The organism is Streptomyces sp. NPDC058052, assembly GCF_042885515.1.
Classification (GTDB): Bacteria; Actinomycetota; Actinomycetes; order Streptomycetales; family Streptomycetaceae; genus Streptomyces.
Genome location: NZ_JBHVRX010000004.1, coordinates 422,253 through 444,529, shown reverse-complemented (window position 1 = coordinate 444,529; position 22,277 = coordinate 422,253). Strand labels below are relative to the sequence as shown.

Below are 22,277 nucleotides of genomic sequence, written 5' to 3'. Positions count from 1 at the left end.
CGGGGTTAAATTCTTCCGCCACCCCCGAAAAAATCTTCGCTCGGTTCTGACGCGAACCTACCCCGGCGCGTTGTACACACCCCGTGTTATACGGGGTGGGGGGGTGGGGGCCCCTCCCCCCTCCCCCTCCCCACCCCACCCCTCCCGCCCCCACCCACCCCTTCCTCCCTCAGGAGGTCCCGCCATGGCCACGCTCCTCGGCCCGGACATCCCCGTCCGCCCCGTCACCCCGGTCCAGGCCGCCACGCCGGCCGCCGCCGCGACCCACCGCCCCTCCGCGGGCTCGGTGCACTCCTGGGACCTCTCCACCGGCGTCGACGGCCCCGGCACCCGCTTCGTCACCTTCCTCTCCGGCTGCCCGCTGACCTGCCTCTACTGCCACAACCCCGACACGTGGAAGATGCGGAACGGCAGGCGGACCTCCGCCGACGACGTGATCGCCGAGGCGTCCAAGTACGTCCGCTTCATCACCGCCTCCGGCGGGGGCGCCACCCTCTCCGGCGGCGAACCGCTCCTCCAGCCCGTCTTCACCGGCGAGCTGCTGCACCGCATGAAGCACGAACTGGGACTGCACACCGCCCTCGACACCTCCGGCTTCCTCGGCGTCCGCGCCACCGACGCCCTGCTGCGCGACACCGACCTCGTCCTCCTCGACATCAAGTCCTGGGACCCGGAGACGTACCGGAAGGTCACCGGCCGGCCGCTGCGGCCCACCCTGGACTTCGCCCGCCGGCTCGCCGACCTCGGCCAGGAGGTGCACGTCCGCTTCGTCCTCGTCCCCGGCCTCACCGACGACCCCGCCGATGTCGAGGGCGTCGCCGCCTTCGCCGGCGGCCTCGGCAACGTCTCCCGTGTCGACGTCCTCCCCTTCCACAAGCTGGGCGAGGCCAAATGGCAGGCACTGGACATGCCGTTCACCCTCCACGACACCCCGTCGCCCAGCCCCGAGCAGGTCGCGGCCGTCCGCGACGTCTTCCGGGCGCACGGCCTGAACGCCGTCTGAGCCGCCCGGCGCGCGCCGGGCGCGACGCGTTCACCCCGCAGAAGCTCAAAACGAGCCCAAAGGGTACAAACGTCCTACCGTGGCTCCGTGACCGAGCCACCGCAGACCGTCGCGCCCACCCCTCCCGAGCCGGAGGCGCCCGCCCCGGTCCCGGACGGCCGCGCGCCCCAGACCCCCGCCGCCGTCCGCCGCCGCGCCGTCCTCGCCGGCACCGCCGTCTCCGCCCTCCTGATCGTCGCGATCGTCCTCGGCAGCCGGCTGCTCCGCGACTTCGACTCGGCCCTGCTGCCCTACGCCGTCGCCACCGTCTTCCTCGCCTTCGGCGTCGCCTACCGCTACACCGTCTGGATCTCCGCCCCCGGCGCCCGGCGCCTCTTCCGCCAGGGCTGGCGCTCCTTCTTCTCCGCCGCGAACTTCCGCAAGGCCCCCACCGCCCTGCCGAAGATGATCGCCACCTACCTCGGCTTCCAGAAGTTCCTCGGCGCCCGCTCGCACGCCCGCTGGGCCGCCCACCAGCTCCTCTTCTGGGGCTGCATCCTCGCCGCGCTCATCACCTTCCCGCTCACCTGGGGCTGGTTCACCTTCACCTCCGACAGCGGCGACGGCCCCGGCTACGAGATGCGCATCTGGGGATTCAAGGTCCTCGGCTTCGACGCGCTCAACATCATCGGCTGGCTCATGTTCCACGGCCTGGACATCGCCGCCGTCCTCGTCATCGCCGGCGCCTCCTACTTCCTGTGGCGGCGCATGAAGGACCGCGGCGCCATCACCGGCCAGCGCTTCGCCTACGACCTGATCCCGCTGATCGCCCTCATCGTCATCTCGGTCACCGGCCTGCTGCTCACCTTCTCGTCGATCTTCCTGCACGGCGGCGGCTACGAGTTCCTGGCGATCCTCCACATGGTCTCGGTCGTCTTCACCCTCATCTACATCCCCTTCGGGAAGTTCTTCCACATCGTCCAGCGGCCCGCCGCCGTCGGCATGCAGCTCTTCAAGTACACCTCCCGCCGCAAGGACGGGGCCGCCGAGGAGCTCCAGACCTGCCGCCGCTGCCACGAGCCCATCGACACCCCCGCGTACGTCGAGAACCTGCGCGGCACCATGCAGGACCTGAAGCTCGACTTCGACGAATGGGCCGAGTACTGCCCCCGCTGCAAGCGCGTCCTCCGCGGCAACGCCTACCTCACCCACGTCAAGAAGGGCTTCAAGTAAGTGACCGCGACCGACCCGCCCCGCGCACTGCCGATCGACCCGTCCGTCGCCCCGCCCGGTACGCGGAACTTCCGGGACGCCGGGGGGATCCCCGCCGACCGCTGGCACGCCGACCAGAACGAGGAGACCCTCGTCCCCACCCACTGCTGCTTCTGCGGCGTGCAGTGCGGCATGTACCTCCGGGTCGACCGCGCGGGCAAGGTCTTCGGCGTCGAACCCCGCAACCACGACATCAACCGGATGCGGCTCTGCCCCAAGGGCATCAACGCCTACCAGCAGGTCAACCACCCCGACCGGCTCACCTCCCCGCTCATGCGCCGCAACCGGGACGAGGAGTTCCGCCCGGTCAGCTGGGAGGAGGCGCTCGACCACACCGTCGCCGAGATCCGCCGCATCCAGGGCGAGTACGGCAACGACGCCTTCGGACTGCTGGGCGGGGCGAGCCTCTACTCGGAGAAGACGTACCTCGTCGGGAAGTTCGCCCGGGTCGCGCTCAGGACCAAGCACGTCGACTACAACGGCCGCCTCTGCATGGTCTCCGCCGCCGGCGCCAACAAGCTCGCCTTCGGCATCGACCGGGCCGGGAACCCCTTCTCCGACATCCTCCTCACCGACTGCCTCCTCATCGCCGGCTCCAACGTCGGCGAATGCTTCCCCGTGATGACCCAGTACCTGTGGGGAGCCCGCGACCGCGGCGCGAGCCTCATCGTGATCGACCCCCGGCAGACCGCCATCGCCCGCACCGCCGACGTCCACGTCGCCCTCAAGCCCGGCACCGACTCGGCCTTCTTCAACGCCGTCCTGCACGTGATCGTCGCCGAGGGACTCACCGACGAGGCGTACCTCGCCGCGCACACCACCGGCTGGGACGAGGTCCGCGCCACCGTCGCCGAGTACCCGCCGTCCCGCTCCGCACAGATCTGCGGCGTCCCGGAGGAGCAGATCGTCCAGGTCGCCCGCATGTTCGCCGGCGCGGGCAGGGCCATGGCCTGGCACGCCCGCGGCGTCGAGCACCACTCCCAGGGCGTCGAGAACTGCCTCACCATCATCAACCTCTGCGTCGCCACCGGGAACATCGGCAAGCCCGGCGCCGGCTACGGCACCATCACCGGCCAGGGCAACGGCCAGGGCGGCCGCGAACACGGCCAGAAGTCCGACCTCCTCCCCGGCGGCCGCTCCATCTCCAACCCCGAGCACCGCCGCCAGATCTGCGAGATCTGGGGCATCGAGGAGTCCGAACTCCCGCCCGCCGGAACCTCCATGATGGAGATGGTCTGGCAGATGCAGCGCGCCGAGATCCGCGGCCTCATCGGCATCTGCAACAACCCCTTCGTCTCCCTGCCGAACTACGCCACGGTCAAGGAGGGCTACGACAGCCTCCAGTTCCACGCCCAGTTCGACTTCTTCCTCTCCGAGACCGCCGCCAACGCCCACGTCGTCTTCCCCGTCACCGTCTGGGCCGAGGACGAGGGCGTCATGGCCAACGCCGAGGCCCGCGTCGTCAAGCACAACAAGGCCCAGGAACCCCCGGCCGGGGTCCGCACCGACACCTGGGTGATGTGCGAGCTCGCCAAGCGGCTCGGCGCCGGCGACAAGTTCGCCTTCCCCGACTCGCGCTCCGTCTTCGAGGAGCTGCGGATCGCCTCCGCCGGCACCGTCAACGACTACTACGGCATCACCTACGAACGCCTGGAGGAGACCGGCGGCATCGCCTGGCCCTGCCCGACCACCGAGCACCCCGGCACCCCCCGCCTCTTCGAGGACGGCCGCACCTACCACCCCGACGGCAAGATCCACATGCAGGTCGTCGAATGGCACCCGCCGATGGACCCGTACAGCGAGGAGTACCCCCTCTCGCTCACCACCGGCCGCACCGTCGCCCACTTCCTCTCCGGCAACCAGACCCGCCGGCTCGGCGCCCTCGTCGAGCAGACGCCCCGCCCCTGGGTCGAGGTCCATCCCTCGCACGGCTTCCGCAACGGCGATCCGGTACGGGTCGTGACCCGCCGCGGCAGCGAGGTCTTCCCCGCCCTGGTCACCGAGGCCATCCGCCCCGACACCGTCTTCGTCCCCTACCACTGGCCCGTCCCCACCGCCGCGAACGCCCTCACCATCGACGCCCTCGACCCCCGCTCGAAGATCCCCGAGTACAAGGTGTGCGCCGCCCGGATCGAGTCCGCCGAACGCGTCGACGAGGTCCCCCCGCCGCCGACCGCCCCGGGGCAGCTCGCCTACCCCGAGACCCAGGTCTCCCGCACCGACCCCCTGCCGCCCACGTCCCCGCAGGGCCGGGGCACCGCGGAGAGGAGCTGACCGCACATGATGGGCCGCACGATCTTCATCGACCCGGGCCGCTGCATCGGCTGCCAGGCATGCGTCTCCGCCTGCCGCGAATGCGACTCGCACCGCGGAAAGTCGATGATCCACCTCGACTACCCCGACGAAGGCCACTCCGTCGCCTCCCTACCCACCGTCTGCATGCACTGCGAGGACCCCGTCGCCCCCTGCGCCGAGGTCTGCCCCGCCGACGCGATCCTCGTGACCGCCGACGGAGTCGTGCAGCAGGCCGACACCACCCGCTGCATCGGCTGCGCCAACTGCGTCAACGCCTGCCCCTTCGGCGTGCCCAAGATCGACCTCCAGGCGAAGCTCCAGATGAAGTGCAACCTCTGCTACGACCGCACCGCCTACGGCCTCGCCCCCATGTGCGCCACCGTCTGCCCCACCGGCGCCCTCTTCTACGGCACCCTCGACGAGCTCCGCGCCGAGCGCCCCGGCGTCCAGGTCGCCGACTCCTTCGCCTTCGGCAGCAGCACCGTCACCACCGGCGTGGCGATGGTCGTCCCCGCCGACAAGGTCCAGTGGCCCGTGCCCGGGGGCCTCCCCGTCGTCGAGATCAACGGAGTGGATGTGAGCGAGGCCCACGCGAACAAGGGTGGCGGCGGGCGACGGGAGGGCGTCCGATGAGCGTCACCGACCCGCAGCCGCCCGCGCCGGACGCCGGCGCCGACGCGGCCCAGGAGGCGCTCCGCGACCGGATCGCCGCCGACTCCCTCACCACCCGCCGCGACTACCTGCGGATCGTCGCCACCGTCTCCGGCGGCCTCGCCGTCGGCGGCGTCGCCGTCGCCTCCGGCATCCTGCACCGCCACGGCGACAGTGAGGGCGCCCCCGCGCCGAAGCGGATCGCCGACCAGATCCTGCCGGGGGAGTCGCTCGCCTTCCGCTACCCCGGGGACGAGGACCGGGCCATCGCCGTCCGCATGGAGGACGGCACCCTGGCCGGCTATTCCGCCGTCTGCACCCACCTGGCCTGCGCCGTCCTCTGGCGCAGGGACCGGGGCAGCGAGGGCGAGCTGTACTGCCCCTGCCACGAGGGCGTCTTCGACGCCCGCACGGGAGAGGTCGCCGCCGGTCCGCCGCCGCGCGGCCTGCCGAAGGTCCTGCTGATCGAGCAGGTCGACGGCAGCGTCTGGGCCATCGGCACCGCCCGCTCCGGCGAGAGCCTGGAGGAGGGCCTGTGCCGCCAGCAGGGCGACGCGCTGCGGCTCTGCCGCGACCGGGCCGCCGGCGGCGCCGCGGCCGAGAGGAGCGCCCGCACATGACGGAGAGCCCCTTCCCGCAGGACCCGGAGGCGCCGCGCCCCCCGGCGCCGACGACCCAGCCGCCCTCGTACCACCCGGGCAGCGCGCAGCCGCGGCTGAACCGGCCGGTGCACGAGCGCTATCCGCAGATCCGGCCCACCAGTGGTTACGGCGACCCGCGGATCCGGCACACGGGGCCTGGCCCCGGCGCCGGCACGGAGCAGGAACCGGAGCGCTCCTCGAAGTTGTCGGCGCGGCTGGCGCTGGCGCTCACGGTGGTGATCGGCCAGCTCTGGGGGCTGACCATCGTGGTGGACGAGTGGATGACCGGGGACACCGGCACCGCGTGGTGGGGCGCGGGTTTCCTCGTCCTGTCGTTCCTGGTGGTCCTCGGCCTGTGGGCGCTGGATCCGAAGGACCGCTGATCAGGCGGGTCCGGGGCGGGGGAGCGGGCGTACTCTGAAGACATGAGCACCGCCCCCGCCCACGGACCGCGAGACGCGAAGCCGAACGGCATTCGGCCGAATTCCGAGAACCCTCCGAAGCCGGTGATCGTCTTCGACGATCCGCTGGACACGCAGTCCGCGGACGACACGGACCGCGGGTGGGGCGAGCGGCCTCCGGCCGGTGGCGGTGCCGCCGACCTCGCGCGCTTCCTCGACGAGAAGCCGCCGCACCACCTCTGACGCCGGAGCGTCCCTCCGGTCAGGAGGTGGAGTGCGTCCCGGTGGTGCTGCCCGGGCCGCGCTGAGCGACCAGGTGGTCGCGGATCTCCTTGAGCACCTCCAGCTCGCTGATCTCCATGGTCTCCTGCACGCCCTCCTTCGCCTTGTCGTGCGCGGCGCGCTTGGCGAGGACCTTGGCCATCGGCAGGACCATCAGGAAGTAGACGACGGCCGCGGTGATGATGAAGCTGAGGATGGCACTGAGCACCAGGCCCCACTGGAGCTGGATGCCCTGCATCTCGCCGTCGACGATCCGGCAGGGGTCCTTGATGCAGGTGACGTAGCTCTCCAGGTCCTTCGTGCCGAAGGCGCCCACGATCGGGTTGATGATGCCCTTGACCACCGAGTTCACGATGTTGGTGAACGCGGCACCGATGACGACCGCCACCGCGAGGTCGATCACGTTTCCGCGCATGAGGAAGGCTTTGAAGCCCGCCATCACACTTTCCTTCTTCTCGGCCACCGAGGTGCCTTTCTTCGGATGGGCTGCTGTGTGCGCAGCCATTAGGCCGTGAACGGCGCAGAGTCGTCCAATCCGTACACACGGGACGGTGACTTGACAGTGAGTCAGTGCGAATCAGCACAGTGTCACCGCCAGTTGGGAAGTGACACCGGCACCGGCCAGCTCCGTCGCGACCGCCCGGGGCACGGCCAGGACGATCAACGCCCCTCCGTCCGGACGGGTCTCGCCCGGCCGCGGGACTTCGGCCACCCGGGCGGACCGCGCCACCACCCGCACCGCGCTGCCGCCGCCGCCGGCCGAGGAGCTGACGGCCGGCGCGGCGACGACGTCCACGCGGTCGCCGGCGCGCAGGAGCCGTACGGCCTCCGCGTCCGCGATCCGCACCGGCGCGGAGACGAGCCGCACAGGAGCGGGGGCGCGGGCCGCGGGTGCCGCCGCGACCGGGCGGGGGCCGGGGGCGTCCGGGCCGGGTGGGCGGTCCGGTGCGGAGGCCAGGGCGAGTGCGGCGGCGGCCAGGACGAGGAGCGCGCCGGGCAGCCGGCGGGTCCGCGGCCGGAACCGGGCGCCGCGGACCCGCAGGGGCGCGAACTCCGGCACCTCGCAGGGGGCGGGGACGGAGACGGGGGCCGGGACGGTGCGGAGGGCGGAGGCGGGGGCCTGGAAGGGGTGGAGGGCGGAGTCGGTGGCGGATGCGTGCGTCGTGTTCATGCGGCCACTGTGGCGCCCGCCCTCCGATCCCGCCGCGGCCTGTGGACGGTCCGCCGCCTGTGGAGAACTCGCCCACCTTCGCGGGCGGTTTGAGCTCCGTCACGGCAGTTCGATGCCGAGGTCCCATCCATCGTGGGCATGGGTGCAGAGACAGTCGCGGTCCGCCGTGGCCGGAAGGGCGGCGATCGCGTCGAAGAGGACGTCGCGGAGCCGGCCGATGTTCTCGCCGAAGACGCGCAGGACCTCGGTGTGGGAGACGCCCTCGCCGGTCTCGGTGCCCGCGTCGAGGTCGGTGACGAGGGTGAGGGAGGTGTAGCAGAGGCCGAGCTCGCGGGCGAGGACGGCTTCGGGGTGGCCGGTCATGCCGACGACGGACCAGCCGTTGGCGGCGTGCCAGCGGGACTCGGCGCGGGTGGAGAAGCGGGGCCCCTCGACGACGACGAGGGTGCCGCCGTCGACGGCCTGCCAGTCCCGGCCGCGGGCGGCCTTGACGGCGGCCTGGCGTCCGTCGGGGCAGTAGGGGTCGGCGAAGGAGACGTGGACGACGTGGGGGACGGTGCCGTCGGGGCGCGGTGCGCCGTCGAAGTAGGTCTGGGCGCGGTTCTTCGTCCGGTCGATCAGCTGGTCGGGGACGAGGAGGGTGCCGGGGCCGTACTCGGGGCGCAGCCCGCCGACGGCGCAGGGGCCGAGGACCTGGCGGACGCCGACGGAGCGGAGGGCCCAGAGGTTGGCGCGGTAGTCGATCCGGTGCGGGGGGATGCGGTGGTCGCGCCCGTGGCGGGGGAGGAAGGCGACCCGGCGGCCGGCCACCTCGCCGAGGAAGAGGGAGTCGCTGGGGTCGCCGTAGGGGGTGGTGACGGGGACCTCGCGGACGTCGTCGAGGAAGGAGTAGAAGCCGGATCCGCCGATCACGCCGATCTCGGCGTAGTCGCGGTCGCGGTCGTCGTCGCTGTCGTCGTGAGCGGGGACGGTGCCCGCGGTCGTCGCCATGCCGTCACCCTACGCAGCGGCCCACGTCCCACGGAGGCCCGGCTCCGCGCCGAAGCCCACGCCCACGTCCCACGGAGGCCCGGCTCCGCGCCGAAGCCCACGCCCAACCCCGGCCCGAACCCCGGCCCGAACCCCGGCCCGGACGTGCCGAGGCCCCGGTCCCCATGGAGGGGGCCGGGGCCGGGGCGTCGGTGCGGGGTGGGCCTCAGGCGGCCGGGGTCGAGGACGACGACGAGGACGTCGAGGTGGACGTCGTCGAGGCCGGCTTCGCGTCCGACGAGGTCGAGGAGGTGGACGTCGTGGTGGACGTCGAGCTCTTCGAGGCCGGGGAGCTGCTGGACGAGGCGCCACGGCTGTCGTTCCGGTAGAAGCCGGAGCCCTTGAAGACGATGCCGACGGCCGAGAAAACCTTCTTGAGGCGGCCGTGGCAGGCGGGGCACTCGGTCAGCGCGTCATCCGTGAACTTCTGGACCGCCTCAAGGCCCTCGCCGCACTCGGTGCACTGGTACTGGTAGGTCGGCACTAGTCTTCCTCCTGGCACTCACACTCATCGAGTGCTAACGACGTTCCATAGTGACGTATTCCGCGGGTTCAGTCCACCGCCACCGGCACGCGGTGACCGACACCACGTGCCGCGACCCGTGCCGCGACCCGGCTCGTCTCGCGCGGCTTGAGCTTCCCGCGCAGGGCGACGAGGGTGACGAAGGCGAGAGCGGTGCCGGCGGCCGGGACGAGGAACCCGGCGCCGGAACCGTGGGCGTCGGCGAGCTGTCCGGCGACCGTGACGGCCAGGGCCTGGCCGAGGGCGACGGCTCCGGTGAGCCAGGTGAACGCCTCGGTGCGGGCGGAGGCCGGGATCAGGGTCTCGACGATGGTGTAGCCGGCGATCAGGGCCGGGGCGATGCAGAGGCCGACGACGAGGCCGAGGGCGCCGAGCAGCACCACCGAGTGCGCGGTCCACAGCAGGGCCGCGGCGAGGGTGAGGCCGGTGTAGCCGAGGATCAGGCGGCGGCGGGGGCCGCTCTTCCAGGCGATGGCGCCCATGGCGATGCCGGCGAGCATGTTGCCGGCCGCGAAGACGCCGTAGAGCAGGCCGTTGGCGCCGGGGTTGCCGATCTCCTCGCTGAAGGCGGTGAGCGAGACCTGCATGCCGCCGAAGACGGCGCCGATGCCGAGGAAGGCGACGATCAGGACGCGGACGCCGGGGACGGAGAGCGCCGAGCGGTGCGGTTCGGCGTCGGCGCGGCCGGCCGCGGCGAGCATGCCGTGCGGCGGCTGGGTGGCGCGCTGGGCGGCGAAGAAGAGGCCGCCGACGAGGGTGAGGGCGGCTTCGGTGACGAGGCCGGCGGCCGGGTGGACGCCGGTGCACAGGGCGGTGGCGAGGACCGGGCCGACGACGAAGGTGAACTCGTCGGTGACCGACTCGAAGGCCGCCGCGGTCGGCATGAGCGGGCTGCCGTCGAGCTTGGCGGCCCAGCGGGCCCGCACCATGGGGCCGACCTGCGGGACGGAGGCGCCTGCCGGTACGGCGGCGAGGAACAGCGCCCACAGCGGGGCGCCGGCCAGCGCGAGCACGACGAGCAGCACGACGGACGCGGAGTGGACGAGGACGCCGGGGACGAGGACGGCCCGCTGGCCGAAGCGGTCGGCGAGCTTGCCGCTCTGCGGGGCGAAGATCGCCATGGAGACACCGGTGACGGCGGCGACGGCGCCGGCGCTGCCGTAGGAACCGGTGGTGTGCTGGACGAGCAGGACGATGCCGATGGTGAGCATCGCGAAGGGCTGCCGTGCGGCGAACCCGGGGATCAGGAAGGAGAGCGCACCGGGGGTGCGCAGCAGCTGCCCGTAGCCGGGCCGCTTCTCGGAGACGACCGTGGACGCCACGGTCCTGGCCTTTCTGCCGCCTGGTAGCGCGCGGGCACGGTGGTGCCGGTCTCGCCGAGAGCTGTCCTCTTGCGCGGAACTGCGGTAGATACCGGGAGGGCCCCCACTGCGGGAGGGTGCACCGCGGCCGCCATACGGTCGCGCCAGCTCTGCGTCAGGCAGAGTTGGTTCGATCAAGTGTGCCTTCATGGTACAGGGAGGAGCGCTCTCCTGCCTGTGATTCCACAGGGGAGAACGCTCCTGACCCCGAAATAATGCCGGCGATTAACGTTCTGTCGGCTTCTGCTTCCCCGTCGCGGACGCCGGCTTGTGGAACCGGGTCGCGGTCGTGGTGACCGTCCTGCGCCCGTCCCCGGTGCCGAGCCAGCCGGCGAGCTTGCCGCCCTGGCCGACCGCGCGCAGCCGGCGCTCGGTGGCGTCGCGGACCGGGTCGGTGGCGACGACGAGGAGCTCGTCCCCCTTGCGCAGCACGGTCGCCGGGCCCGGCACGAAGCTGGTGTCCTCCCGTACGACGAGGGTGACGGCGGCTCCGGTGGGCAGGCGCAGCTCGGCGACCTCGACGCCGTGCATCCGGGAGCCCTCGGGGATCGCGACGGAGAGCAGGTGGCCGCGGAGCCGCTCCAGCGGGGCGGACTCGACGCCGAGGTCGGCGGCGCCGGAGGAGTCGCCGAGCTTCAGCGCCTTCGCCAGGTAGGGCAGGGTCGGGCCCTGGACGAGGGTGTAGACGACGACCAGGACGAAGACGATGTTGAAGATCCGCTCGCTGCCCTCGATCTGCCCCACCATCGGGATGGTGGCGAGGATGATGGGGACGGCTCCGCGGAGGCCGGCCCAGGACATCAGGGCCTGCTCCTGCCAGGGGATGCGGAAGGGCGCCAGGCTGACCAGGACCTCCATGGGGCGGGCGACCATGGTGAGGACGAGGCCGATGACGACCGCCGGCCAGAAGTCGTTGACGAGCTCGTGCGGGGTGACGAGCAGGCCGAGCAGGACGAACATGCCGATCTGGGCGATCCAGCCGAGTCCCTCGGCGAAGCCGCGGTTGGCGGGGGCGTGCGGCAGCTTGGCGTTGCCGAGGACCATCGAGGCCAGGTAGACGGCGAGGAAGCCGGAGCCGTGGGCGAGGGCGCCGGCCGCGTAGGCGGTGACGGCGATGGCCATGACGGCGATCGGGTAGAGGCCGGAGGCGGGCAGGGCGACGTGCTTGAGCCCGTACGAGCCGACGAAGCCGACCGCGAGGCCGACGGCGGCGCCGATGGCGAGCTCCAGGGCGATCTTCCCGACGAGCATGTACCAGTCGTCGACGGGTCCGGCGGAGGAGAAGGCGACGACGAGGATGACGACGGGGGCGTCGTTGAAGCCGGACTCGGCCTCCAGGACGCCGGTGACGCGGGACGGCAGCGGCACCTTGCGCAGCACGGAGAAGACGGCGGCGGCGTCGGTGGAGGAGACGACGGCGCCGATGATCAGCGCCTGCCGCCATTCCAGGCCGACGAGGTAGTGGGCGCCGGCGGCGGTGATGCCGACGGAGACGGCGACGCCGACGGTGGAGAGGACGACCGCGGCCGGCAGGGCCGGCTTGATCTCCTTCCACTTCGTGCCGAGACCGCCCTCGGCGAGGATGACGACGAGGGCCGCGTAGCCGATGACCTGGGTGAGTTCGGCGTTGTCGAAGGCGACGTTGCCGATGCCGTCCTGTCCGATGGCGACGCCGATGCCGAGGTAGAGCAGCAGGCTGGGGAGCCCGCTCCGGGACGAGATCCGGACGGCGGCGACCGCGATCAGCAGCACCAGTGAGCTGATCAGCAGGAGTTCGTTGAGCTCGTGGACAGTCAGTGCGCCGTTCCTTCCCCTCGCACGCGCCGGATCGTTCCTCCAGCCGCAGGTACTTCGTTACCTTACCTAATCTTTAACGCTTTCTTGACGCCTTCTTTGCGCTCCGGGGTCTCTCATGCGGTCATCAGTGCGGTTCGTCCCTGACACCGAGTCCAGGGCGCTCAGGCGCTGCGCCTAAGGTTGCTCCCGTACTCCAGGACCACCCTGCCCCTCGAAGGACAGCGATGCCCTCCAACACGACCGCGCCCCCCGCCAAGAAGAAAGGCAGGCGCGCCCGCCTGATCGTCCTGCTCCTGGTCCTTGCGCTGGTCGGGGCCGTCGCCTTCGGCGGCTGGTGGGGAGTGGGCACCGTCCGGGCCTCGTTCCCGCAGACCACCGGCGAGGCCAGGATCGACTCGCTCTCCGGCGACGTCGAGGTCAAACGGGACGCCAACGGCATTCCGCAGATCTACGCGGACAACGAGACCGACCTCTTCCGCGCGCAGGGCTACGTCCAGGCCCAGGACCGCTTCTACGAGATGGACGTCCGCCGGCACCTCACCGCCGGCCGCCTCTCCGAGATGTTCGGCGAGAGCCAGGTCGACACCGACGCCTTCCTGCGCACCCTCGGCTGGCGCCAGGTCGCGCAGCAGGAGTACGACAAGGTCCTGACCCCGGAGACGAAGAAGTACCTCCAGGCGTACGCGGAGGGCGTCAACGCCTACCTGAAGGACCGGGAGCCGGCGGACGTCTCCGTCGAGTACGCGGCCCTCGCCTTCAGCAACGACTACGCGATCGAGCCGTGGACGCCGGTCGACTCGGTCGCCTGGCTCAAGGCCATGGCCTGGGACCTGCGCGGCAACATGCAGGACGAGATCGACCGCTCCCTGCTCACCAGCCGGCTGACCCCGGCCCAGATCAAGCAGCTCTACCCGGAGTACCCGTACGACCTGCACCAGCCGATCCTCGACCGCGGCGCGGTCGACCCGGTGACGAAGAAGTTCGACCCGGCGGCCGGCAAGGACGGAGAGGGTTCCGGCGACGGCTCCGGCGACGGCTCCGGCTCGGGTGACGGTTCCGGCGCGAGCGCCCAGCTCGCCGCGCTCTCCGGCCTCTCGGACGTCCTCGACTCCGTCCCCGCGCTCCTCGGCCCCAACGGCAACGGCATCGGCTCCAACTCCTGGGTCGTCTCCGGGGACCTCACCACCTCCGGCAAGCCGCTGCTCGCCAACGACCCGCACCTCGCGCCAATGCTGCCGTCCCTCTGGTACCAGATGGGCCTGCACTGCCGCTCGGTCTCGGCGACCTGCCGCTACGACGTCGCCGGCTACACCTTCTCCGGCATGCCCGGCGTGATCATCGGCCACAACGACTCGATCGCCTGGGGCCTCACCAACCTCGGCGCCGACGTCACCGACCTCTACCTGGAGAAGGTCAGCCCCGAGGGCTACCTGGTCGACGGCAAGGTCAAGCCGTTCGACACCCGCGAGGAGACCATCAAGGTCGCCGGCGGCGGGGACCGGACCATCACGGTCCGCTCCACCGACCACGGCCCGCTCGTCTCCGACCGCTCCTCCGAGCTGGAGAAGGTCGGCCAGAAGGCCCCCGTCGGCAACGCCGCCCCCGACCGCGGCACCGGCTACGGCGTCTCCCTCCAGTGGACCGCCCTCCAGCCCGGCAAGTCCATGGACGCGATCTTCGCGCTCAACCGCGCCCAGGACTTCCCGCAGTTCCGGGCCGCCGCGAAGAACTTCGAGGTCCCCTCGCAGAACCTCGTCTACGCCGACACCGAGGGCCACATCGGCTACCAGTCCCCGGGCAAGATCCCGCGCCGCGCCACCGGCGACGGCACGCTGCCCGCGCCCGGCTGGGACTCCCGCTACCGCTGGAAGGGATACATCCCCTTCGAGCAGCTGCCGTACGAGTTCGACCCGGAGCGCGGCTACATCGTCACCGCCAACCAGGCCGTGATCTCCCCGGACCAGTACTCCGAGACGCTCACGAAGGACTGGGGCTACGGCTCCCGCAGCCAGCGGATCAACGACCTCATCGAGTCGAAGACCAAGGACGGCGGCAAGATCTCGCCGGACGACATGCGGACCATGCAGACCGACAACCGCAGCGAGATCGCCACCCTGCTCAACCCGCTGCTGCTGAAGGTCGACATCTCCGACCCGTACGTCCGCGAGGCGCAGAAGCTCCTGGAGGGCTGGGACTACACCCAGGAGCCCGACTCGGCCGCCGCCGCGTACTTCAACGCGGTCTGGCGCAACGTCCTCAAGCTCTCCTTCGGCGACAAGCTGCCCAAGGAGGTGCGCGCCGAGGGCGACTGCATCAACGTGCGTCCGGTCGACGCCACCGGTCCGGTGGACGAGCAGAACAAGCTGGTCCGCGAGTGCGGCGAGCGCGACGCCGACTCGGCCCAGCCGGACGGCGGCGACCGCTGGTACGAGGTGGTCCGCCCGATGCTCAAGCAGGAGAAGAGCGAGTGGTGGAAGACCCCCGCCACCCGCATCGACCCGGCCACCGAGACCCGTGACCAGCTGCTCGCCCGGGCCATGAAGGACGCCCGCTGGGAGCTGACCGCCAAGCTCGGCAAGGACGTCTCCACCTGGAGCTGGGGCCGGCTGCACCAGCTGACCCTGAAGAACCAGACCCTCGGTACCGCCGGCCCCGGCATGGTCCAGGCGCTGCTCAACCGCGGCCCGTGGAACCTGGGCGGCGGCGAGGCCGCGGTCGACGCGACCGGCTGGAACGCGGCCGGCGGCTACGAGGTCATCTGGGTGCCGTCCATGCGGATGGTCGTCAACGTCGGCGACTGGGACAAGTCCCGGTGGATCAACCTGACCGGAGCCTCCGGCCACGCCTTCCACGCGAACTACACGGACCAGACGGACGCCTGGGCCAACGGCGATCTGTACGACTGGGCCTACGGGAAGGCGGCGGTCGACGCGGCGGCGAAGGACACGCTGACGCTCAAGCCGTGATCAGGGACGGCCGAAAGGCGCTCGCTCCGTGATCAGGGACGGCCGAAACGGGCCACCCCGTCCGGGGTGACCACCGCGTGCACGGGGTGGTCGTGCGGTTCCTCCGGGACCCGCGCGACCACCTCGTCCGCGTAGAGGAGCACCACCAGGGCCGGGTCCTTCCCGGCGCGGGCGAGCCGGGCGAGGACCCGGTCGTACGAGCCGCCGCCCCGGCCGAGCCGCATCCCGCGCCCGTCCACCGCGAGGCCGGGCAGCAGCACCGCGTCCGCCGTGCACACGGCGTCCGGGCCGAGCCGCGGGCCGGTCGGCTCCAGGAGTCCGCGGCCGGCCCCGGCGAGCGTCTCCCGGCCCTCGTACACCGCCCAGTCCAGGTCGTTGTCGGGCAGCAGCACCGGGAGCAGGACCCGCACCCCGCGCGCGTGCAGGGTGTCGAGCAGCACGCGCGTGCCGGGCTCGCGGCCGACCGACACGTAGGCGGCGACGGTGGCGGCGCCGGCCAGTTCGGGCAGACCGGGGCCGTGCGCCGCCAGCGCCTCGGCGGCGCGGGCGAGCTCGTCGGGGGAGAGGGCGGCGCGGGCGTCGAGCAGCCGGCGGCGCAGGAGGGCCTTTTCGGACAAGTCCGGATTCTCTTTCTGCACAGGGGATCCCTAGAAAAGTCTCGTAACCGTCTTTATGGGGAGAAAGTTAATCGGAGCCACATCTTTCCCTCATTCTCCAGCGGTTAAGGTGCCTGCATGAATCAGTCGTTCCCCCGCCTCGGCCGGATCAGCAAGGCCGTCATCCCGGCCGCCGGCCTCGGCACCCGCTTCCTGCCGGCGACGAAGGCGACGCCGAAGGAGATGCTGCCGGTCGTCGACAAGCCGGCCATCCAGTACGTCGTGGAGGAGGCCGTCGCCGCCGGACTCTCCGACGTGCTCATGATCACCGGACGGAACAAGCGGCCGCTGGAGGACCACTTCGACCGGAACTACGAGCTGGAGGAGGCGCTGAGCCGCAAGGGCGACGACGAGCGCCTCTCCAAGGTCCAGGAGTCGAGCGACCTGGCCACCATGCACTATGTGCGCCAGGGCGCCCCGCGCGGCCTCGGTCACGCGGTGCTGTGCGCGGCTCCGCACGTCGGCGACCAGCCCTTCGCGGTCCTCCTCGGTGACGACCTGATCGATCCGCGCGACCCCCTCCTCGCGCGGATGGTCGAGGTCCAGGAGCGCGAGGGCGGCAGCGTCATCGCGCTGATGGAGGTCGAGCCCTCGCAGATCCACCTGTACGGCTGCGCGGCGGTCGAGCCGACCGCCGACGGCGACGTGGTCCGCGTGACGGACCTGGTGGAGAAGCCGGAGCCGGCCGAGGCGCCCAGCAACTACGCGATCATCGGCCGCTACGTGCTCGACCCGGCGGTCTTCGGCACGCTGCGGGAGACCGAGCCCGGCCGGGGCGGCGAGATCCAGCTGACCGACGCCCTGCAGAAGCTGGCGAGCGACGAGAAGATCGGCGGTCCGGTGCACGGCGTCGTCTTCAAGGGGCGCCGCTATGACACCGGGGACCGCGGTGACTATCTGCGTGCCATTGTCAGACTCGCGTGCGAACGTGAAGATCTGGGACCGGACTTCCGGGCCTGGCTCCGGAGATACGTCAGCGAGGAGATGTAGGACCTTGAGCAGCGACACGGCACCGTCCCAGGACCCCGGCCACGACCACGACCACGGTCACGGTCACGACCACGGGCCGGGCGACCCCTGCGCGGGACCGGGCCACGCCGGGACGCGCCTGTGGTCGGTCGACGAGCACCTGGCCGACATCCTGGCGACCGTCCGGCCCCTGGACCCGATCGAGCTCCCGCTGCTCGACGCGCAGGGCTGCGTCCTGGTCGAGGACGTGACGGTGCCGGCGGCGCTGCCGCCGTTCGACAACAGCTCCATGGACGGGTACGCGGTCCGGGTCGCCGACGTCGCGGGCGCGACCGAGGAGTACCCCGCGGTCCTCACGGTCGTCGGCGACGTCGCGGCGGGCGCCGGCGGCCTGCCGGAGGTCGGCCCCGGGCAGGCCGCCCGGATCATGACCGGCGCCCCGCTGCCGCCCGGCGCCGAGGCCGTCGTCCCGGTCGAGTGGACCGACGGCGGCGCGGGCGGGGGCGCGGCCACCGGCATGCGCGCCGCGAGCACCGCACCGGAGGGCGCCGGCGGCGAGGTGCGGGTGCACCGCGCGGCGGAGGCCGGCGCCCATGTCCGCCGGACCGGCAGCGACGTGCGGGCCGGAGAGCTCGCCCTGGCCGCCGGCACGGTCCTCGGGCCGCCGCAGCTCGGACTGCTCGCCGCCATCGGCCGGGGCACGGTCACGGTCCGGCCCCGCCCGCGCGTGGTGGTCCTCTCCACCGGCAGCGAACTCGTCCAGCCCGGCGAGGAACTGGGCCCCGGTCAGATCCACGACTCCAACAGCTTCGCGCTCGCCGCCGCCGCCCGGGACGCGGGCGCGCTGTCCTACCGGGTCGGCGCGGTCGCCGACGAGGCGGAGTCGCTCCGGGCCACCATCGAGGACCAGCTGATCCGGGCCGACCTCATCGTCACCACCGGCGGCGTCAGCGTCGGCGCCTACGACGTGGTGAAGGAGGCCCTGACCGCCGACGGCCAGGTCGACTTCCGCAAGCTGGCCATGCAGCCGGGCAAGCCGCAGGGCTTCGGCGCGATCGGCCCCGAGCAGACCCCGCTCCTCGCGCTGCCGGGCAACCCGGTCTCCTCGTACGTCTCCTTCGAACTCTTCGTCCGCCCCGCGATCCGCGCGCTGATGGGCCTCGACGACCTGCACCGCCCGGTCGTCCGCGCCACCCTGAAGGCCGACGCCCCGCTCTCCTCCCCGTCCGGCCGCCGGCAGTACCTCCGAGGGACGTACGACGCCGAGTCCGGGACCGTCACCCCCGTGGGCGGTGCCGGCTCCCACCTGATCGCCGCCCTCGCCCAGGCGGACGCGCTGCTCGTGGTCCCGGAGGACCGCACCGGGGCCGACCCGGGCGACGAGCTGGACGTGGTCCTCCTCGGCTGAGAGGGGCAGGTCGGGGGTACGGTGTGTCGTCCCACACAGCGACCGGGAGTGTCACGGCCATGAGCACGCAGCAAGGTCTCACCCACATCGACGAGGCGGGCGCCGCCCGCATGGTCGACGTATCGGCGAAGGACGTCACGTCCCGCACGGCGCGCGCCAGCGGGCGGGTGCTCGTCTCGCCGCGCGTGATCGAGCTGCTGCGCGGCGAGGGCGTGCCGAAGGGGGACGCGCTGGCGACCGCGCGGATCGCCGGGATCATGGGCGCCAAGAAGACCCCCGACCTCATCCCGCTCTGCCACCCGCTGGCCGTCTCCGGAGTGACGCTGGACCTCACCGTGGCGGACGACGCCGTGGAGATCCTGGCGACCGTGAGGACCACCGACCGCACGGGCGTCGAGATGGAGGCGCTGACCGCCGTCTCGGTGGCGGCGCTGACGGTCGTGGACATGGTGAAGGCGGTCGACAAGGGCGCGGTCATCTCCGACGTACGGGTCGAGGAGAAGACCGGCGGCAAGTCGGGCCACTGGACCCGGGACGACGCGTGACGCGCGGCGGCCGGGTCGCGGGCGCGCACGACCACGCGCAGACCCCTCCGGCGGCGCTCGCCGCGGACGTCGGCGGCGCCCTGGCCACGCCGTACGCGGCGCTCGTCGTCACCGCCTCCAACCGGGCCTCCGCCGGGGTCTACGAGGACAAGGGCGGGCCGCTGATCGCCGAGGGGCTGCGGGGCATGGGCTTCGCGGTCGACGGGCCGCGGGTGGTGCCCGACGGGGCGCCCGTCGAGGCGGCGCTGCGCGCCGGGATCGCGGCCGGGTACGACGTCATCCTCACCACCGGCGGCACCGGCGTCTCGCCGACCGACGAGACGCCCGAGGTCACCGCCCGGCTGCTGGAGCGGGTGATCCCGGGGATCCCGGAGGCGATCCGGGCGTACGGCCGGGAGAAGGTGCCGACGGCGGCGCTCTCGCGCGGGCTGGCCGGGGTCGCGGGCGGCACGCTGATCGTGAACCTGCCGGGGTCGACCGGCGGGGTGCGGGACGGGCTCGCCGTCCTGGAGCCGCTGCTGCGGCACGCCGTGGACCAGATCCGCGGCGGTGACCACCCGAGACCGGCGGAAGCGGGCCCGGCGTCATGATCACGCCCTGGCCGGTCGTCCTCGTCGACGGAGACGTGCTGCTCCGCCCGATAAGGATGCGCGACCAGCGGGAGTGGCGGGAGGTGAACCGCCGCAACCGCGAGTGGCTGCGGCCCTGGGAGGCGACGGTGCCGCCGCCCGCGCCGGGCATGCCGCCGGCGCAGCGTCCCACGTACCGTCAGATGGTGCGCCATCTGCGGTCGGAGGCGAACGCCGGGCGGATGCTGCCGTTCGTCATCGAGTACCAGGGCCGGATGGCCGGGCAGCTGACGGTGGCCGGGATCACCTGGGGCTCGATGTGCTCGGGGCACGTGGGGTACTGGGTGGACAGCGGGGTCGCCGGGCGCGGGGTGATGCCGACGGCGGTCGCGCTGGCGACCGACCACTGCTTCCGGACGGTGGGGCTGCACCGCATGGAGGTGTGCATCCGGCCGGAGAACGGCCCCTCGCGCCGGGTGGTGGAGAAGCTCGGCTTCCGGGAGGAGGGCGTGCGGCCGCGCTATCTGCACATCGACGGGGCGTGGCGGGACCATCTGGTCTTCGCGCTGACGGCGGAGGAGATCCCGGAGGGTCTGCTCGCCCGCTGGCACCGCACCCGGCGCAGGGACGCGGCCTGAGGACCCGTCCGGGCGCCACCCCCTCGGTATTCATATAACTGTTCGAATTCCAGTGGCATATGAACACCGATCGATCTGAACAATCACAAAAAAGTTCAGTGATATCAGCCAGATCGTGCGACACACCGGGCCAATTGGCCGATGCCCCGTCGCGAACCCCTCTACCGTGTGAGGCGTGAGCAGCAGCGGCCTCATCTACGCAGTCATCGTCGGGGCCTGGGCCGCCTACTTGGTGCCGATGTGGCTCCGCAGGCAGGACGAGCTGAACGAAGCCCGTCCGACGGAACGCTTCAGCACCGCCATCCGGCTGCTGTCCGGACGGGCGGGCATGGAGCGCCGGTACGCCAAGGAGCTTCGCGAGCGGGACCTCATGGCCCGGGACTCGGTGCCCGACGTGGACCCGGACGCGGCGACCGAGCAATTGAGCTCGGTCGACGTCCGGGCCTTCTCCGCGCCTCCGGCCAGGACCGAGGCGCGCCTCGAACTCCCCGGGCCCGCGCCCGAGCCGGAGCGCCGGCCCGAGCGCGACCCGGAACCGGCGCCCGCCCCGGCCGCCCGGCAGGCCGCGGCCGGCGGCGCCGCCGAGCGGGCCCGCCGCGGCAAGGTCCTGGCGCGCCGGCGGCGCACCACGATCGTGCTCTTCTCCGCCTTCACCCTCGGGGCCGTGGTCGCCGCCGTCGGCGGCGTCACCTTCCTGTGGGCGCCGGCCCTCCCCGCCGTGCTGCTCAGCGCGTACATCGTCCATCTGCGCGGGCAGGAGCGCCGCCGCTTCGTCTACGTGATGGACCGGCGCCGCGCCGAGGCCGCCGCCGCCCGGCTCCGCGAGAGCCGCCGGGCCGCCGCGCCCGCGCCCGAGCCGGAGCCGACGCCCGCGTCCGTGGTCTCCCCGCAGGAGGCCGACCGGCGCGCGCTGGTCGAGCAGACCGACCACGCGGAGTGGGTGGACCAGCAGCGCGAGCGCGGCCCCGCCCGCGGCGACAGCTGGGACCCGGTGCCGGTGCCGCTGCCCACGTACGTCACCGCGCCGGTCGCCCCGCGCGCCTCCAACGGCGTGGACGTCACCGACCCGGAGACCTGGAGCGCCGCCCGCTCCTCCACGGCCGCCGAGCAGCCCCCGGCCGCCTCGCCGGCCCCGCGCCGCCGTCCGGCCCCGCCGCGCCGCGGCCGCGACCACGGCCGCACCCCGCTCTTCGACCAGTACGCGGAGGAGGACCGCCCCCGCGCCGCCAACGAATGAGGGCGGTCCGGCGGGTCCTCGCCTGACCTGCGGCGGAAGCGATTTTTCTTCTCGCCGACCGAGATGCTAATGTTTCACACGTCGCAGGGGCCTGTGGCGCAGTCCGGTAGCGCACCTCGTTCGCATCGAGGGGGTCAGGGGTTCGAATCCCCTCAGGTCCACCAGCGGATGACGAGATCCCGTCCGATCGAAAGATCGGGCGGGATCTTCGTCGTTCAGGGCCCGGCAACGCGCCGGCGCCCGCCCCCGCTCGCCCCGGCACCCGAGGTCGATCACGTGCCGGTCACCGGGATCAGGGCGGGCGACAAGCGGCGGGCGACGGGCGGCGGGCGGTGGGCGCGGCGTGCCGGACCCGGCGTCAGACCAGGGGCTTCGCGAAGCAGCGGCTGCTCTCGTAGTGCCGGTAGTGGCCGAACTTGGCGCACGGCTCGTAGCCGCTGGAGACGTACAGGGCGATCGCCTCGGGCTGGGCGGTGCCGGTCTCCAGGACCATGCGGGTCCGGCCGGCGGCGCGGGCGTCGTCCTCCAGGAGGGCGAGCAGCCGGCGGGCCAGGCCCAGGCCGCGCGCCTCGGGCACGACGTACATCCGCTTCAGCTCGGCGTCCCCGTCCGCGTACCCCTCCTCGTTCTCGTCCTGGCGGCGCCAGGCGCCGCTCGCGACCGGGCGGTCCTCCGCGTCGTACGCGAGCAGGTAGAGGCCGCGCGGCGGGACGAACATCGCGGGGTCGAGCGGTGTGGCGTCGCCCTCACTGTCGTAGCGGACGGCGTACTCGGCCTGCACCGCGTCCTGCAGTTTCACGGCGTCGGGGTGGTCGTACGGCGTCGGCTGGATGCGCATGCCGGCCATCGTACGTGTATGCGAAGGCCGGGTGTCGGTATTCTCC

At 72.5% G+C, this 22,277-nt stretch carries 22 protein-coding genes and 1 tRNA gene; 15 read left to right on the top strand and 8 right to left on the bottom strand.

Annotated elements, in window-relative coordinates; all coding sequences use genetic code 11:
* Positions 1-184 precede the first annotated feature (184 nt).
* The 7 genes from pflA to ACFVU3_RS08800 all read left to right on the top strand — a co-directional run bounded on the left by pflA (position 185) and on the right by ACFVU3_RS08800 (position 6,485).
* A complete protein-coding gene (gene pflA / locus ACFVU3_RS08830) occupies positions 185-1,003 on the top strand; it encodes a pyruvate formate-lyase-activating protein (RefSeq protein WP_390064897.1) in 819 nt (272 codons plus the stop codon).
* A gap of 87 nt (positions 1,004-1,090) precedes the next feature.
* Positions 1,091-2,215, top strand: a complete 1,125-nt coding sequence (locus tag ACFVU3_RS08825) for an MFS transporter (RefSeq protein ID WP_390064895.1) — start codon at positions 1,091-1,093, stop codon at positions 2,213-2,215.
* A complete protein-coding gene (locus ACFVU3_RS08820; RefSeq protein WP_390064894.1) occupies positions 2,216-4,528 on the top strand; it encodes a molybdopterin oxidoreductase family protein in 2,313 nt (770 codons plus the stop codon).
* A 6-nt stretch (positions 4,529-4,534) separates the two neighbouring features.
* Positions 4,535-5,182, top strand: coding sequence for a 4Fe-4S dicluster domain-containing protein (locus tag ACFVU3_RS08815; protein ID WP_390064893.1), 648 nt, complete (start codon positions 4,535-4,537; stop codon positions 5,180-5,182).
* The gene (locus ACFVU3_RS08810; RefSeq protein ID WP_390064892.1) at positions 5,179-5,820 is read left to right on the top strand and encodes a ubiquinol-cytochrome c reductase iron-sulfur subunit; all 642 of its coding nucleotides are present in this window, start codon (positions 5,179-5,181) and stop codon (positions 5,818-5,820) included. Before ACFVU3_RS08815 ends, ACFVU3_RS08810 begins: the two co-directional genes overlap by 4 nt.
* The gene (locus ACFVU3_RS08805; RefSeq protein WP_390064891.1) at positions 5,817-6,224 is read left to right on the top strand and encodes a hypothetical protein; all 408 of its coding nucleotides are present in this window, start codon (positions 5,817-5,819) and stop codon (positions 6,222-6,224) included. Before ACFVU3_RS08810 ends, ACFVU3_RS08805 begins: the two co-directional genes overlap by 4 nt.
* Before the next feature lie 42 nt (positions 6,225-6,266).
* Positions 6,267-6,485, top strand: a complete 219-nt coding sequence (locus ACFVU3_RS08800) for a hypothetical protein (RefSeq protein ID WP_390064889.1) — start codon at positions 6,267-6,269, stop codon at positions 6,483-6,485.
* A gap of 19 nt (positions 6,486-6,504) precedes the next feature.
* On the opposite strand, the gene mscL is transcribed toward ACFVU3_RS08800, so the two are convergent.
* The 6 genes from mscL to ACFVU3_RS08770 form a co-directional block, all read right to left on the bottom strand.
* A complete protein-coding gene (mscL, locus tag ACFVU3_RS08795) occupies positions 6,505-7,029 on the bottom strand; it encodes a large conductance mechanosensitive channel protein MscL (RefSeq protein ID WP_390064887.1) in 525 nt (174 codons plus the stop codon).
* A 72-nt stretch (positions 7,030-7,101) separates the two neighbouring features.
* Positions 7,102-7,695, bottom strand: coding sequence for a hypothetical protein (locus ACFVU3_RS08790; RefSeq protein WP_390064886.1), 594 nt, complete (start codon positions 7,693-7,695; stop codon positions 7,102-7,104).
* Between the two features lie 99 nt (positions 7,696-7,794).
* The gene (locus ACFVU3_RS08785) at positions 7,795-8,685 is read right to left on the bottom strand and encodes an S-methyl-5'-thioadenosine phosphorylase (RefSeq protein ID WP_390064885.1); all 891 of its coding nucleotides are present in this window, start codon (positions 8,683-8,685) and stop codon (positions 7,795-7,797) included.
* A gap of 205 nt (positions 8,686-8,890) precedes the next feature.
* Entirely contained in the window at positions 8,891-9,208 is a 318-nt protein-coding gene (locus ACFVU3_RS08780; protein ID WP_390064883.1) for an FmdB family zinc ribbon protein, read from the bottom strand.
* A 68-nt stretch (positions 9,209-9,276) separates the two neighbouring features.
* Positions 9,277-10,569, bottom strand: a complete 1,293-nt coding sequence (locus ACFVU3_RS08775; RefSeq protein ID WP_390064881.1) for an MFS transporter — start codon at positions 10,567-10,569, stop codon at positions 9,277-9,279.
* Positions 10,570-10,833: 264 nt separating this feature from the next.
* Complete coding sequence (locus ACFVU3_RS08770; RefSeq protein ID WP_390064880.1) at positions 10,834-12,360, bottom strand: potassium/proton antiporter; 1,527 nt, start codon at positions 12,358-12,360, stop codon at positions 10,834-10,836.
* Between the two features lie 269 nt (positions 12,361-12,629).
* Here ACFVU3_RS08770 and ACFVU3_RS08765 point away from each other — a divergent pair, with 269 nt between their 5' ends.
* Complete coding sequence (locus ACFVU3_RS08765; protein ID WP_390064878.1) at positions 12,630-15,371, top strand: penicillin acylase family protein; 2,742 nt, start codon at positions 12,630-12,632, stop codon at positions 15,369-15,371.
* Between the two features lie 32 nt (positions 15,372-15,403).
* Here the strand turns inward: ACFVU3_RS08765 and ACFVU3_RS08760 are convergent, their stop codons facing one another.
* Positions 15,404-15,988, bottom strand: coding sequence for a 5-formyltetrahydrofolate cyclo-ligase (locus ACFVU3_RS08760; protein WP_390064877.1), 585 nt, complete (start codon positions 15,986-15,988; stop codon positions 15,404-15,406).
* Between the two features lie 117 nt (positions 15,989-16,105).
* Here ACFVU3_RS08760 and galU point away from each other — a divergent pair, with 117 nt between their 5' ends.
* The 7 genes from galU (at position 16,106) to ACFVU3_RS08725 (ending at position 21,557) form a co-directional block, all read left to right on the top strand.
* Positions 16,106-17,017 carry a UTP--glucose-1-phosphate uridylyltransferase GalU gene (galU, locus tag ACFVU3_RS08755; protein WP_390064875.1) on the top strand — a complete coding sequence of 304 codons (912 nt, stop codon included), beginning with the start codon at positions 16,106-16,108 and terminating at the stop codon, positions 17,015-17,017.
* 118 nt (positions 17,018-17,135) lie between these two features.
* On the top strand, positions 17,136-18,404 hold the full coding sequence (gene glp / locus ACFVU3_RS08750) for a gephyrin-like molybdotransferase Glp (RefSeq protein WP_390064924.1): 1,269 nt from the start codon (positions 17,136-17,138) through the stop codon (positions 18,402-18,404).
* A 59-nt stretch (positions 18,405-18,463) separates the two neighbouring features.
* Positions 18,464-18,949, top strand: coding sequence for a cyclic pyranopterin monophosphate synthase MoaC (moaC, locus tag ACFVU3_RS08745; RefSeq protein ID WP_384668100.1), 486 nt, complete (start codon positions 18,464-18,466; stop codon positions 18,947-18,949).
* 80 nt (positions 18,950-19,029) lie between these two features.
* Entirely contained in the window at positions 19,030-19,539 is a 510-nt protein-coding gene (locus ACFVU3_RS08740; RefSeq protein ID WP_390064922.1) for a molybdenum cofactor biosynthesis protein B, read from the top strand.
* Entirely contained in the window at positions 19,536-20,156 is a 621-nt protein-coding gene (locus tag ACFVU3_RS08735; RefSeq protein ID WP_390064873.1) for a GNAT family N-acetyltransferase, read from the top strand. Before ACFVU3_RS08740 ends, ACFVU3_RS08735 begins: the two co-directional genes overlap by 4 nt.
* Before the next feature lie 175 nt (positions 20,157-20,331).
* The gene (gene glpR, locus ACFVU3_RS08730) at positions 20,332-21,393 is read left to right on the top strand and encodes a gephyrin-like molybdotransferase receptor GlpR (RefSeq protein WP_390064871.1); all 1,062 of its coding nucleotides are present in this window, start codon (positions 20,332-20,334) and stop codon (positions 21,391-21,393) included.
* Between the two features lie 87 nt (positions 21,394-21,480).
* Positions 21,481-21,557: transfer RNA gene (locus ACFVU3_RS08725), tRNA-Ala, on the top strand.
* Positions 21,558-21,751: 194 nt separating this feature from the next.
* Here ACFVU3_RS08725 and ACFVU3_RS08720 read toward each other — a convergent pair.
* Positions 21,752-22,231 (bottom strand): GNAT family N-acetyltransferase, encoded by a 480-nt coding sequence (locus ACFVU3_RS08720; RefSeq protein WP_390064869.1) that lies wholly within the window; start codon positions 22,229-22,231, stop codon positions 21,752-21,754.
* Positions 22,232-22,277: the final 46 nt, after the last annotated feature.

Excerpts from the sequence above, each read along its gene's own strand:
- pflA (WP_390064897.1), top strand. The coding sequence starts at position 185 with ATGGCCACGCTCCTCGGCCCGGACATCCCCGTCCGCCCCGTCACCCCG.
- ACFVU3_RS08815 (WP_390064893.1), top strand. The coding sequence starts at position 4,535 with ATGATGGGCCGCACGATCTTCATCGACCCGGGCCGCTGCATCGGCTGC.
- ACFVU3_RS08810 (WP_390064892.1), top strand. The coding sequence starts at position 5,179 with ATGAGCGTCACCGACCCGCAGCCGCCCGCGCCGGACGCCGGCGCCGAC.
- ACFVU3_RS08805 (WP_390064891.1), top strand. The coding sequence starts at position 5,817 with ATGACGGAGAGCCCCTTCCCGCAGGACCCGGAGGCGCCGCGCCCCCCG.
- ACFVU3_RS08800 (WP_390064889.1), top strand. The coding sequence starts at position 6,267 with ATGAGCACCGCCCCCGCCCACGGACCGCGAGACGCGAAGCCGAACGGC.
- mscL (WP_390064887.1), bottom strand. The coding sequence starts at position 7,029 with ATGGCTGCGCACACAGCAGCCCATCCGAAGAAAGGCACCTCGGTGGCC.
- ACFVU3_RS08790 (WP_390064886.1), bottom strand. The coding sequence starts at position 7,695 with ATGAACACGACGCACGCATCCGCCACCGACTCCGCCCTCCACCCCTTC.
- ACFVU3_RS08785 (WP_390064885.1), bottom strand. The coding sequence starts at position 8,685 with ATGGCGACGACCGCGGGCACCGTCCCCGCTCACGACGACAGCGACGAC.
- ACFVU3_RS08765 (WP_390064878.1), top strand. The coding sequence starts at position 12,630 with ATGCCCTCCAACACGACCGCGCCCCCCGCCAAGAAGAAAGGCAGGCGC.
- galU (WP_390064875.1), top strand. The coding sequence starts at position 16,106 with ATGAATCAGTCGTTCCCCCGCCTCGGCCGGATCAGCAAGGCCGTCATC.
- moaC (WP_384668100.1), top strand. The coding sequence starts at position 18,464 with ATGAGCACGCAGCAAGGTCTCACCCACATCGACGAGGCGGGCGCCGCC.
- ACFVU3_RS08735 (WP_390064873.1), top strand. The coding sequence starts at position 19,536 with ATGATCACGCCCTGGCCGGTCGTCCTCGTCGACGGAGACGTGCTGCTC.
- ACFVU3_RS08720 (WP_390064869.1), bottom strand. The coding sequence starts at position 22,231 with ATGCGCATCCAGCCGACGCCGTACGACCACCCCGACGCCGTGAAACTG.